Raw genomic sequence first — 12695 nt, forward strand, 5'->3', positions numbered from 1 at the left:
TGCAAAGAAGCGTTATACTAATGGGCATACTAACAAATATTTATGCTTGAGGGTGACGTAACAAGAGATCTAACTGAGTAATCACCTTGTCTACATCAATCAGTTCCATCAAATGCTCGCCCTTAGCACGTGTACCCCAAGGAATATCCCCCTGTTTTTGCTCCGCGATGACTTGCTCGTAGACGCTCACAACAGAATCTAAGCAGGTATATGGGCCAGTACGCCCTGGGTTTGAGTGAGCATATAAACCAATTACAGGCGTGCCCTGAGTCACCGCCATATGCGCGGGGCCGGTATCTGGCGCTAACACTACACTCGCCTGCTTAAGCACTGCCAGCAGTTGCAGCAAAGAGGTTTTGCCCACTTGGTTCTCTAATTCTGATTTAGCCGCTGCTTGTATCTTCTCGGCAAGTTCACGCTCAAGTGGTGTTGGACCGCCACATAAGATAACGCGATACCCCTTGGCTACCGCATAGTCAGCCACCGCAGCGTAGCGCTCCGGCAACCAGTTACGCTCCGCTTTACTGGCGGCGGCGCAGATCACCAATACTCGACTGCCATCGGGGATAAGCGCCTTAGCAAACTCAGTATCTGCAACAGGTACAGGAATACTCCAGCTTGGAGTCAAATCCGTCACCCCGACAGCCTTGGCAAATCCCATAAAGCCTTCCAACACATGTGGCGTCGCCTGAGGTTCAATAGCATGATTGGTCACTAACCATTGACCTTCCTTAGCTCTAAAACGATCGAAACCAATGCGTACTTTAGCCGAGATGGCTAGTGACGCGATGGTTGCGCGCAGGGCAATCTGCATATGCAGTAACACATCGAATTTGCGTCCCTTAAGCGCTCGCTTTAAGTTGAAGTAGCTACGCCAACCTTGTGATTTATCAAAAATCACAAACTCCACCCCTTCTAGGTGTTTAAGCAGCTGATACTCAACCTTACCCAAAATCCAAGTGATCTTAAGCTGAGGGTAGCGACGCTGAATCGCCTGAACCATGGCCACAGCATGGCAAACATCACCAATAGCAGACAGCCTTAATAGGCATAGCGACTCAGCATTGCTTAAGTCTATGCTGCTCGATTTAGGGTTCTGATGGTCACTTGAAGTAGATAAGCTCATTAGTGCTCGAAGGTTATTTAGCGCAATTAACCGATCTTAATGTAGAATGCCTGTAGGTTCCACGCTTTAGCTTACAATTCTACCTATGAAGTTTAAAAAAACCGCTAAAGGCAGTATCGCTTATTGCCAACATACGCCATCAGATATCGAACCTAACTGGTTTGGTGCCGACTTTTGGCGCCAGCAATCTGCCATTACCGGCTCATCTAAAGGGCGCTATACCACTTGGTTCGTCGATGCCAGCCGCGTTGCTAGCGAACAAAACCAGTGGGTACTTCGCCACTACTACCGTGGTGGTTTGATTGAAAAGATTAGCCGTGACCAATACCTGTTTACCGGATTAGAAAAAACTCGTGCGGTGGCGGAATTAGCGCTGCTGGAAACCCTATTTGATCAAGGTTTTGCGGTACCAAAACCGATCGCCGCCAATGTTGAACGCTCGGGTCTGTTCTATCGGGCTGACTTAATCATAGAGCGGGTAGAAGGGGCGGAAGATTTAGTCGCCAGACTCAGTAAGTCTTCGATGAGCGAGCTGCAGTGGCAAACTTTAGGTGAAGCGATTGCTGAGTTCCACAATCACGGCGTTTATCACGCGGATCTCAATGCGAAGAATATTCTTATCTGCGCAGATAAGTTTTACCTGATTGATTTTGATCGTGGTGAGTTAAGAAAGCCGAATGCTCAATGGCAGCAGGCAAACATGAGCCGTTTACTGCGCTCCTTTAGAAAAGAGCTAAGCAAACTAGCAAACTTAGCATTTGCCGAAGAAAATTGGCAGCAACTGCATCAGGCCTATCAAGCCAAACTCAATCAGTAGCTTTCCTGTCAACTTAATCTCTCGATAAGCCACAGCCAAACTAAAAAAGGTCTACACAAGCTGCAGACCTTTTTTATGCTCCATCTAAACGGTATTCGCGCTAACCGTTAATAAACGACTCCACTACCTCCAACTGCTTTGTGAGCGAACCCCGGTTCTGCTCAACCACAGCCCTTGCAGCTGCGCTCGCTTGGTTATAAGCCGCCTTATCATCGAATAAATAGATCAAGCGTTCTGCCAGAGCCTCTGCTGAATCAACGACTTTTAGCGCCCCCGCAGACTCAAGTAGCTGAGTGATTTCATTAAAATCACGGTAATGTGGCCCCATCATCACAGGTAACCCCATAGCCGCAGGCTCTAGTGGATTATGGCCGCCATGGACGATTATTGAGCCCCCGACAAAGGCTTGATCGGCAGCGCCATAAAAGGTCAACAACTCGCCCATGGTGTTACCCAATACAACCTGGGTTTCAGGCAATACAGGCTTAGCCATGCTACGTCGAATAAGGGTTAACCCTGCCGACTTAATTGCTTGCGCCGCTGCGTCAAATTGCTCAGGGTGGCGCGGCACCATCACCATCATGGCATTGGGGTATTTCGCTAGCAGTTGTTGATGCGCCATAATTAACGCATCAAACTCTCCCGGATGCACCGAGCCTGCCACCCAAACCGGTTTATCCGTTGCCAGCCACTGTGCTCTGAGTTTTATTGCTGTATCGATGCGCTGCTTATCGATATTGATATCGAACTTTAAGCTGCCACAAACCGTGACTCGTTCCGGCGCAACACCCAAAGCGATAAAGCGCTCTGCAGCCTGCTGTGACTGCGCCGCAATACCATCGAGCAGCTTAAGCATTGGCGTGGTTAACTTGTGATGCTTACGGTAGGAGTCGGCCGACTTTTGCGACAAACGCGCATTAGCTAATAAGACCTGCGTCCCCGCTTGTTTAAGGTAATGGATTAGATTAGGCCAAAGCTCGGTTTCCATGATGATGCAGCACTTAGGCGCGACTTGCTTTACAAAACGCTTGGCGCACCAAGCGAGATCGAAAGGTAAATAGCAGTGTTGCACACTATTCCCAAAGGCGCGTGCAACCTCGGCAGAGCCCGTTGGGCTGGTTGTGGTGATGGTAATGCTTAACTGCGGGTGTTGCAGTTGGATCTGCTTTATTAGAGGAATAGCCGCTAAGGTCTCCCCCATTGATACCGAATGTACCAAGAGATCGGTTTGCTTTAGCGACTTAAGGCCGAATCGCTCATTCCAGCGACCACGATAGTCTTTGCTTTTAAAGGCGCGCACAGCAAGATACACCAGCAATAGAGGGCTAATTAAATATAAAGCTAAAGAATAGAGGCTACGATTCATGAAATTTGCTACTTTCTTGCGTTTTACTTGAACAATTGCGTTAATGCTAACATGATAGTTAAACCTTAACGTAATTACACATGTGTAATTCAAACAGGATTGGCATAAATAGAGGCAGTTAACGGTCAATGGCATGCCGAGTTAATAATACTGGATATTAATCATTTAGGATGAATATGAAGACCCGTGACAAAATCGTACAAGCCAGTTTAGAGTTGTTTAATGAACATGGCGAAAGAGCAATCACAACCAATCATATCGCCGCCCACCTTAATATCAGCCCCGGTAATCTCTACTACCATTTCCGTAATAAAGAAGACATCATCCGCTCAATATTCAGTCTCTATGAGCAACATCTCGAGTCTGGTTTTCAGCCCTATGTCGATAAAGAGGTCGATGTTGATCTATTAGTCGGTTATTTCGATGCGATGTTTTACACCCTTTGGCAGTTCCGCTTTATGTATGCCAACCTTGCCGACATTCTTAGCCGCGATGAAGCCTTAAAAAATCGTTATCTTAAGGCTCAGCAAGACGTATTGGCACGCTCAACCGGTGTACTAGAAAAACTAAACCAAGATGGATTTCTCGCGATTAATCCCGAAGATCTTAAGCCTTTGGCCGACACCATAAAAATGTTAGTTAGCTTTTGGATCAGCTATAAGCTCACTCAAACTCAGTCAAACATCGGCTCGATCACCAAAGAGTCACTATATGAAGGCTTATTGCGAGTGATCATGCTATTTAAGTCCTACGCCACTCCAAGTTCGCAAGCCACCTTTTTACGACTAGAAGAGCACTACCGTTCGCAAATGCTCTAAAGGTGTATCTAGGCGCATGAACAAGCTGTCATGCGCTAATTTAAGTGACTCTTGTTACACTAATTCTTTAATTTCCAGAAAAACCCTTCGAAAGTTGATCATTAGTTTAGCTAATGTAAATTCCACGTATTCCCTAATCTAAATAATCCCTATTTTAGCCTTAAAAAAAGGCTGTAGAGCCGCGCCGATTAGGGTTAAAATGCCAGCACTCCAATACTCAAAATAATGCTAATTAAGGAGAATAAAGGTGCCTAAGACCTCATTCTACGACCAAATAAATCAACAGCTTGCCGACGTAAAAGCCGAAGGCTTGTATAAAAGTGAGCGGATCATTGTTTCTCCTCAACAAACTGCAATTGAAGTTAATGGCGACCAAGTTATTAATTTTTGTGCCAACAACTACCTTGGTTTAGCCAATCACCCAGAGCTTATCAAAGCCGCTCAAGCGGGTCTGAACGCACACGGTTTTGGCATGGCATCGGTACGCTTTATCTGTGGTACTCAAGATATCCATAAGACCCTAGAAGCTAGCCTTAGCGCATTCTTAGGCATGGAAGACACCATTCTTTACTCTTCATGCTTCGATGCTAACGCCGGTCTGTTTGAAACCTTATTAAGCGCAGAAGATGCGATTATTTCTGACGCACTAAACCATGCATCAATTATCGATGGCGTACGTTTATGTAAGGCTAAACGTTTCCGTTATGCCAACAACGACATGGCCGATTTAGAAGCGCAGCTTATCGCCGCTAAAGAAGCTGGCGCACGCAATATCATGATCGCTACCGATGGCGTATTCTCGATGGACGGCGTTATCGCCAACCTAAAGGGTGTGTGCGATCTTGCCGACAAGTACGGCGCACTAGTGATGGTCGATGACTCACACGCTGTGGGCTTTGTCGGTCAAGAAGGTCGTGGTACACATGAATATTGCGAAGTGATGGATCGCGTAGACATCATCACTGGCACATTAGGTAAGGCACTTGGTGGTGCATCGGGTGGCTTCACCTCAGGTAAGAAAGAGGTGATCGACTGGTTACGTCAGCGCTCTCGCCCTTACCTATTCTCAAACTCATTGGCGCCTTCAATTGTGACGGCCTCTATCCATGTGCTTGAGATGCTTAAGTCTGGCCAGGCGCTACGTGAAGCGGTTTGGGAAAACAGCCGTTACTTCCGTGAGCAGATGTCTGCAGCAGGTTTCACCCTTGGTGGCGCCGATCATGCGATCATTCCAGTGATGATTGGCGATGCTAAGTTAGCGGGTGATTTTGCTAACCGTCTATTAACTGAAAATATCTACGTCATCGGTTTCTCTTTCCCTGTGGTACCAAAAGGCCAAGCTCGTATTCGTACGCAAATGTCTGCTGCCCACACTAAAGAGCAGATCGATAAAGCGATTGAAGCCTTTACCCGCATCGCAAAAGAGATGGGTATTATCGGCTAAAGTTAAACCAACAAGGGCTACATAGGTAGCCCTTATTGAATGACATTTATCGAGCTGCAACAGCAAGCTTGTAATAGGTTATAAGATGAAAGCACTGAGCAAATTAAAGCCTGAAGAAGGCATCTGGATGGTCGATGCGCCTAAGCCAGAAGTGGGCCATAACGATCTACTGATTAAAATCCGCAAGACCGCCATCTGTGGCACCGATGTTCATATCTACAACTGGGATGAATGGTCACAAAACACCATTCCTGTACCTATGGTTGTGGGTCATGAGTATGTAGGTGAAGTCGTGGGCATGGGCCAAGAAGTTCGTGGTTTCACTATTGGCGACCGCGTCTCTGGTGAAGGCCATATCACTTGTGGTCACTGCCGTAACTGCCGCGGTGGACGTACCCACCTATGTCGTAATACCTCTGGTGTGGGTGTAAACCGTGAAGGCGCTTTTGCCGAATACTTAGTTATTCCGGCATTTAACGCCTTTAAAATTCCAGATGATATCTCTGATGATTTAGCTTCTATCTTCGATCCATTCGGTAATGCGGTGCACACGGCATTATCATTTGATCTGGTCGGTGAAGATGTACTCATTACTGGTGCAGGCCCTATCGGCATCATGGCTGCAGCAGTATGTCGTCACGTAGGAGCGCGCCATGTGGTGATCACCGACGTCAACGAATACCGTCTAGAGTTAGCACAGAAGATGGGCGCAACCCGTGCGGTGAACGTTGCTAAAGAGAAGCTAGAAGATGTAATGCAAGAGCTTGGCATGACTGAGGGCTTCGATGTTGGCCTAGAGATGTCCGGTGTACCAAGTGCATTCCACTCAATGCTCGATACTATGAACCACGGCGGTAAGATTGCCATGCTAGGTATTCCTGGTGGTGAGATGGCCATTGACTGGAGCAAGGTGATATTCAAAGGACTGATCATCAAAGGTATTTATGGTCGCGAGATGTTCGAGACCTGGTACAAGATGGCCAGCCTTATCCAATCAGGCCTAGATATCTCTCCAATCATCACTCATCACTTCAGTATCGATGAGTTCCAGCAAGGTTTCGATGCGATGCGTTCAGGCCAATCTGGTAAAGTTATCCTGAACTGGGACTAGACTTTAGCTTGCTAAAGCTTAATCTCTAATAGTGGCTGTAATACACTTATCGTATTGCAGCCCCTTTTTATCACGACACTATTTGTTACTACACTATATTGTCACTACACCATGAACTCAGGATTCTTATGTCAGCGTTTCAACACCTAAGCGTAAGCGAACTCATTCAAATGCAGCAAACATCAGCAGAGTTGCAGATTGTCGACATTCGAGATGCTGCAAGTTATGAAGCTGGCCACATCGACGGCGCCTTTAACCTCAACAATGAGAACTTGGCGCACTATATTGGTGATGCCGATATGGATCTGCCAATCGTCGTAGTTTGTTATCATGGTAACAGCAGTCAAAGTGCAGCCGCCTATCTTAATGAGCAGGGCTTTGACGATGTCTATAGCTTAGACGGCGGTTACAGTGCCTGGCATCTAGCGCATCTATAAACTAGCACAAGGGTAACTGAATGATTGAGATTGGCAGGCTTCCAAACAGCCGAGCAGCACAGGCTCTCATTAACTACCTCAAACTAGCACGAGGATAATCGAATGATTGAGATTGGCAGGCTTCCTAACGGCCGAGCGGCGCAGGCACTCATTGACTACCTCAAAGGGCTGAACATTGATTGTGAGCTGGTGCCGACCGAGCAAGGTGTGGCACTAATGATCCACGATCAAAATCATTTCGACCGCGCTCATCGTGAATTCCAAGCCTTTATTCACAACCCCTACGACGAAAAGTATCTCGTGGCGTCATGGGAAAATGGTAATACTCAAACCAAACTCGATTACGGTAATCCAAGCCTGCAGCTCGTTAGCCAGTTTGTCACTGGAGCTGGCCCACTGACCTTATTAGTCTTTTTTGTCTGTGTAATCATCTACGGCGCAATGAGTCTTGGTTTTGCCAACCCAATCTTTGAGCAATTATCATTTTTTGGTGCAATACCCTCTGCGACCTTAAGTGAATTTTGGCGACTTTTTACCCCTAGCCTGATGCATTTCTCTGCCATGCACATCATCTTTAACCTCCTGTGGTGGTGGTATTTGGGTGGCAAGATAGAAAACAAAATCGGCTTTACCCCACTGTTTATTCTGCTCATCGTGGGCGGTACTCTACCCAATATCTTGCAGTACTATATGGCAGGGCCAAACTTTGGCGGCTTGTCGGGAGTGGTGTACGCGGTAGTCGGTTACACTTGGGTGATGGGGGTTAAGCGGCCAGAGTTAGGCATCGGCCTGCCACCTGCTTATATCGGCTTTATGCTGCTTTGGCTAGTTTTGGGCTTCACCGACATGTTTGGCTTGTCTATCGCTAATGGTGCTCACCTAGGTGGCTTACTTGTAGGTGTAATCCAGGGATTTATCGATAGTAAAACCCGTAAAATCTAACCACTCTTTAGCGCTAGTTATTAAAGCGCTAATAATTAAAGCTTAGCCCGCAATACTTGCGGGCTAATTTATCGCTTAAGGCAATCTACTCAGCCATTTGCAACACTTTCTCGACCAATTTACTAATACCTGAATGCGCTTCAACAATATCGTTCGCCAACATATAGGCTGGCGTACTCACGACTTTATGTTTTTCATCAACCACAATATCATGAACAGAAACGGCATGATGCTGTCCACCTTGTTGTTCAAAAGCTGCAGCAGTGGCCTCATCGGATCCAATAGTGCCACTCACCCCATGTCCGTATAGTTTAGGGATCATGATTGGCGAGATACAGATAAAGCCCACAGGCTTATGGGCGCTGGCAAACTGTGAAATAAAGCGCTCAACACTGGGTTCGACCGAATACTCAGCTTCAGTAACGGCAAAGTCACATAAATTCTTAGCTGCACCAAAACCGCCAGGGATCACCAAAGCATCAAACTCAGCAATATTCAGTTCATCTACCGCCTTAATGTCACCACGAGCAATTCTTGCTGATTCCACTAAAACATTGCGAGTTTCGTTCTCTTGCACTTCGCCCGTTAAATGACTCACTACATGGTATTGAGGAATATTAGGCGCGAAACATTGATAACTTGCACCCGATTTAGTGATCTCCAATAGTGCTAAAACAGACTCATGTAACTCCGTACCATCGTAAACACCACAGCCACTTAAAAGAACCGCTATTTTTTTCATTAAAAAGCCTCTTTATATATCATATTGTTTTAACAGAAATGTAATAAACCGCTTGATCAGATTAATTATCATGCTAAGTTAGGTCATCACTTTATCAAGTGAATAATATTTAACCAAGGAATGGGTTCAGAATACGCATAAAAATAAAAAGTCCACATAATTAGTTCAAATAGCTAAAATAAAACTCACTTCACACTTTTAATTTTATTAGCTATTTTTCAATAACTTAAGCTTTACAGCTTTTATTCCTCTTTTTTATCAAGATTGAGTTACCCTGTTCCATACACAGAGTTATCCACAGGCTTTGTGATATTTTTACGTGGCCGAAATTGCCCTAATATGGCATGCTAGCGCCATCATCGAACTCCGATAAATAAATACTAAACTATGCCTAAAATTGCCGACAACCCTTTAATTCTTGTGGATGGTTCTTCTTACCTGTACCGCGCTTACTATGCACCACCTCACCTAACAAATTCTAAAGGGGAAGCAACTGGCGCCGTCTATGGCGTAATCAATATGCTTCGTAGCCTGCTCAATCAATATAAGCCAACACAAATGGCTGTTGTGTTTGATGCAAAAGGCAAAACATTCCGCAACGAAATGTACTCGGAATATAAGGCGCAGCGTCCACCTATGCCCGATGATCTGCGCAACCAGATTGAGCCCCTGCACAGAATCATTAAGGCGCTCGGTTTACCTCTTGTTTGCATTTCAGGTGTCGAGGCCGACGATGTGATAGGTACTATCGCAACTCAGGCAAGTAAAGAAGGCCGAGCGGTGTTAATCAGCACCGGCGATAAGGATATGGCGCAGCTGGTCGATGACAACATCACCTTAATCAATACCATGACCAATACCATTATGGGGCCTGCAGAGGTCACAGAGAAGTTTGGTGTCGGTCCTGAACGGATTATCGACCTATTAGCCTTGCAGGGCGATAAAGCCGATAATATTCCAGGCTTACCTGGTGTCGGTGAAAAAACGGCACTAGCAATGCTTACAGGTGTTGGTTCTGTCGCTAATATTTTAGCTGCACCAGAAAAAATGCCAGAGCTGGGTTTCCGTGGTTCTAAGACCATGCCCGCTAAGATTATTGAGCACGCTGACATGCTCAAACTCAGTTACGAGCTGGCGACCATCAAGTTAGACGTAGAACTTGAGCAGGATTGGCATCAACTGTCTATTGAGCCTGCGAATAAAGACGAGCTAATTAAGTGTTACGGTGAGATGGAGTTTAAACGCTGGCTAGCAGAGGTGCTCGATAACAAAGGCGATAAAGCCACGGCCGCAGAGTCTGAAGATGATGCGCCAGCTGCAAAGCTTGATATCGAAGTTGAGTACGACATCATTCTTACCCTAGAGCAACTCGACCGCTGGATTGAAAAGTTAAAGTCAGCCGAACTGATTGCCATCGATACCGAAACGACTAGCCTAAATTATATGGAAGCTAAGCTAGTCGGGATCTCCTTTGCGGTTGAAGCAGGCAAAGCCGCTTATCTTCCACTCGCTCATGACTATATCGATGCGCCAGAGCAACTCGATAAAGCCGTTGTATTTGAAAAGCTACAACCACTACTTGAAGACGAAAACCTTAAAAAAGTTGGCCAAAACCTCAAGTACGATATCAGCATATTCGCTAACGCAGGCATCTGCTTACTTGGCGTGCAATTTGATACCATGCTTGAGTCTTACGTATTTAACTCAGTCGCTTCAAAACACAACATGGATGATTTAGCGCTTAAGTACCTTGGCCATAAGAACATCAGTTTCGAAGAAATTGCTGGCAAAGGGGTTAAACAGCTCACCTTTAATCAAATTTCACTCGAAACAGCAGCGCCATATGCCGCAGAAGATGCCGATATAACCCTGCGCCTTCATCAGCACCTTTGGTCAAGACTAGAAAAGCTGCCAGAGCTGGCCAGCGTATTCACTGATATTGAAATGCCACTGGTTAATACATTATCGACTATCGAACGCCAAGGCGTGTTGATCGATAGCATGTTGCTCGGCCAGCAAAGTGAAGAATTAGCCCGCAAAATTGATGAGCTAGAACACAAGGCTCACGAGATAGCAGGCCAAGCATTTAACTTGAGCTCTCCAAAACAGCTGCAAGAGCTATTTTTTGAAAAACTCGGCTACCCGGTTATCAAAAAAACCCCTAAAGGCGCACCGTCAACAGCAGAAGAAGTGTTGGTTGAGCTTGCGCTAGATTATCCGCTACCTAAGATCATCTTAGAGCACCGTAGCCTTGCTAAGCTAAAAAGCACCTACACCGATAAACTGCCATTAATGGTTAACGCTCAAACGGGTCGAGTACATACTAGTTATCATCAAGCTAATGCTGCCACAGGTCGTTTGTCATCGAGTGAACCTAACCTACAGAACATCCCAATCCGTACCGAAGAGGGACGCCGTATTCGTCATGCGTTTATCGCACCTGAGGGTAAAAAGATCCTCGCAGCCGATTACTCACAAATCGAATTGAGGATTATGGCGCACCTTTCACAAGACAAGGGCTTACTCACCGCCTTTGCCGAAGGCAAGGACATTCATAAAGCGACTGCTGCAGAAGTCTTCGATGTTGACTTTAGCGAGGTCACCACAGATCAGCGTCGCCGCGCTAAAGCCGTTAACTTTGGTTTAATTTATGGTATGTCGGCATTTGGTTTGGCCAAGCAGCTTGATATTCCTCGCTCCGAAGCGCAGAGCTATATCGACACTTACTTTAAACGCTACCCTGGTGTACTTAAATACATGGAAGAGACCCGTGCTATTGCAGCTGATCTTGGCTATGTATCGACACTGTTTGGTCGTCGCCTCTATCTACCTGCGATTAAAGATAGAAACGCGATGCGTAGACAGGCAGCTGAACGCGCAGCAATCAACGCACCAATGCAAGGCACTGCGGCAGATATCATCAAAAAGGCGATGATCAATATTGCCAACTGGATTGAAACTGAAACAGACGGCGAAATCATCATGATCATGCAGGTGCACGATGAATTGGTGTTTGAAGTCGATGAAGCCAAAGCTGATAGCTTACAAGCGAAGGTATGTGAATTGATGGCCGCTGCCGCAAAGCTCGATGTAGAATTACTCGCAGAAGCTGGTATCGGTGATAACTGGGAACAAGCCCACTAACTATAGCCTTTAGTAATAGCTGACAGCCTTGCTGTCAGCTACTTCCAGCCCAAGCTCACTTGCATGCAACGACTGCTATGCATCAATTTGTTAAGCCATTATCAATAAATGACTAACTTCCCCAGTAAAGCCCCATCAAACTAACCTAATCTTTCACTTACGAAAGATTTTACTATTTCATATAAAAAACGACGCATAAAACAGAAAAATATCTTTGCAACAAAAAACAAACCATAAATACAATAAATTGTTGATATGCAGCTATTAAACTGAAATTTTGCGATCAATAACTGTGTTTTTATTGAGCACACTTTGAGATATTCATCACATTATTGTACGTTTTTTACAGAAACTGTTTTTCATACAGCGGTTAATGGAGTAATATTCTCTGCGTAGGGTACAGAGGTTAAGATGTTCTATCTTTCAGACCTTTTTTTTACGTTCACTATTTTATAGTGGATGGCCAAATTATGGCGCCCCAGCAAATCTAATTTGCTGGGGCTTTTTTTCGTCTGAAATAAATTTTAGAGTAATTACTTTAAATTGAATAAAATTCGAGTTATGCTGTGTTCATTGAGCGATATCAACACAGTTTGATTGAGCTTGAGTCTTGTTGAATTTAGCTTCTCCCCAAAAGAGCTAATTTACGCCGATGGTTTATTCCGTCGGTTTTTTTTTACCTAATTCCGCTACCTTTCCTAGAAAAACGACAAAAAAAACGCCCCTTAAGAAGGAGCGTAATCTGTAG

10 protein-coding genes are annotated in these 12695 nt (G+C 45.4%); 7 read left to right on the forward strand and 3 right to left on the reverse strand.

The window, feature by feature from the left end; all coding sequences use genetic code 11:
• Positions 1 to 40 precede the first annotated feature (40 nt).
• The gene (locus tag SHAL_RS21800) at positions 41 to 1126 is read right to left on the reverse strand and encodes a glycosyltransferase family 9 protein (RefSeq protein ID WP_012279255.1); all 1086 of its coding nucleotides are present in this window, start codon (positions 1124 to 1126) and stop codon (positions 41 to 43) included.
• An 85-nt stretch (positions 1127 to 1211) separates the two neighbouring features.
• On the opposite strand from SHAL_RS21800, the gene SHAL_RS21805 reads away from it, so the two are divergent.
• Entirely contained in the window at positions 1212 to 1943 is a 732-nt protein-coding gene (locus SHAL_RS21805; protein WP_012279256.1) for a 3-deoxy-D-manno-octulosonic acid kinase, read from the forward strand.
• A gap of 100 nt (positions 1944 to 2043) precedes the next feature.
• Here the strand turns inward: SHAL_RS21805 and waaA are convergent, their stop codons facing one another.
• Complete coding sequence (gene waaA, locus SHAL_RS21810; protein ID WP_012279257.1) at positions 2044 to 3309, reverse strand: lipid IV(A) 3-deoxy-D-manno-octulosonic acid transferase; 1266 nt, start codon at positions 3307 to 3309, stop codon at positions 2044 to 2046.
• Between the two features lie 176 nt (positions 3310 to 3485).
• On the opposite strand from waaA, the gene SHAL_RS21815 reads away from it, so the two are divergent.
• From SHAL_RS21815 to glpG, 5 genes are all read left to right on the forward strand, one after another.
• Positions 3486 to 4127, forward strand: coding sequence for a TetR/AcrR family transcriptional regulator (locus SHAL_RS21815; protein ID WP_012279258.1), 642 nt, complete (start codon positions 3486 to 3488; stop codon positions 4125 to 4127).
• Between the two features lie 247 nt (positions 4128 to 4374).
• Positions 4375 to 5571, forward strand: a complete 1197-nt coding sequence (locus tag SHAL_RS21820) for a glycine C-acetyltransferase (RefSeq protein WP_012279259.1) — start codon at positions 4375 to 4377, stop codon at positions 5569 to 5571.
• Between the two features lie 85 nt (positions 5572 to 5656).
• Complete coding sequence (gene tdh, locus SHAL_RS21825) at positions 5657 to 6682, forward strand: L-threonine 3-dehydrogenase (protein ID WP_012279260.1); 1026 nt, start codon at positions 5657 to 5659, stop codon at positions 6680 to 6682.
• A 128-nt stretch (positions 6683 to 6810) separates the two neighbouring features.
• Positions 6811 to 7119 (forward strand): thiosulfate sulfurtransferase GlpE, encoded by a 309-nt coding sequence (glpE, locus tag SHAL_RS21830; protein ID WP_012279261.1) that lies wholly within the window; start codon positions 6811 to 6813, stop codon positions 7117 to 7119.
• Between the two features lie 102 nt (positions 7120 to 7221).
• On the forward strand, positions 7222 to 8061 hold the full coding sequence (gene glpG, locus SHAL_RS21835; RefSeq protein ID WP_012279262.1) for a rhomboid family intramembrane serine protease GlpG: 840 nt from the start codon (positions 7222 to 7224) through the stop codon (positions 8059 to 8061).
• Positions 8062 to 8146: 85 nt separating this feature from the next.
• Here glpG and elbB read toward each other — a convergent pair whose 3' ends face one another.
• A complete protein-coding gene (gene elbB, locus SHAL_RS21840) occupies positions 8147 to 8803 on the reverse strand; it encodes an isoprenoid biosynthesis glyoxalase ElbB (protein ID WP_012279263.1) in 657 nt (218 codons plus the stop codon).
• Between the two features lie 387 nt (positions 8804 to 9190).
• Between elbB and polA the strand changes: the two genes are divergently transcribed.
• Positions 9191 to 11947 (forward strand): DNA polymerase I, encoded by a 2757-nt coding sequence (polA, locus tag SHAL_RS21845; RefSeq protein WP_012279264.1) that lies wholly within the window; start codon positions 9191 to 9193, stop codon positions 11945 to 11947.
• Positions 11948 to 12695 lie beyond the last annotated feature (748 nt).

This window comes from Shewanella halifaxensis HAW-EB4, from assembly GCF_000019185.1.
Taxonomy (GTDB): Bacteria; Pseudomonadota; Gammaproteobacteria; order Enterobacterales; family Shewanellaceae; genus Shewanella; species Shewanella halifaxensis.

What these genes read in the sequence shown, in the direction of transcription:
- SHAL_RS21800 (WP_012279255.1), bottom strand. Translation starts at nt 1,126, where the DNA reads ATGAGCTTATCTACTTCAAGTGACCATCAGAACCCTAAATCGAGCAGC.
- SHAL_RS21805 (WP_012279256.1), top strand. Translation starts at nt 1,212, where the DNA reads ATGAAGTTTAAAAAAACCGCTAAAGGCAGTATCGCTTATTGCCAACAT.
- waaA (WP_012279257.1), bottom strand. Translation starts at nt 3,309, where the DNA reads ATGAATCGTAGCCTCTATTCTTTAGCTTTATATTTAATTAGCCCTCTA.
- SHAL_RS21815 (WP_012279258.1), top strand. Translation starts at nt 3,486, where the DNA reads ATGAAGACCCGTGACAAAATCGTACAAGCCAGTTTAGAGTTGTTTAAT.
- tdh (WP_012279260.1), top strand. Translation starts at nt 5,657, where the DNA reads ATGAAAGCACTGAGCAAATTAAAGCCTGAAGAAGGCATCTGGATGGTC.
- glpE (WP_012279261.1), top strand. Translation starts at nt 6,811, where the DNA reads ATGTCAGCGTTTCAACACCTAAGCGTAAGCGAACTCATTCAAATGCAG.
- glpG (WP_012279262.1), top strand. Translation starts at nt 7,222, where the DNA reads ATGATTGAGATTGGCAGGCTTCCTAACGGCCGAGCGGCGCAGGCACTC.
- elbB (WP_012279263.1), bottom strand. Translation starts at nt 8,803, where the DNA reads ATGAAAAAAATAGCGGTTCTTTTAAGTGGCTGTGGTGTTTACGATGGT.
- polA (WP_012279264.1), top strand. Translation starts at nt 9,191, where the DNA reads ATGCCTAAAATTGCCGACAACCCTTTAATTCTTGTGGATGGTTCTTCT.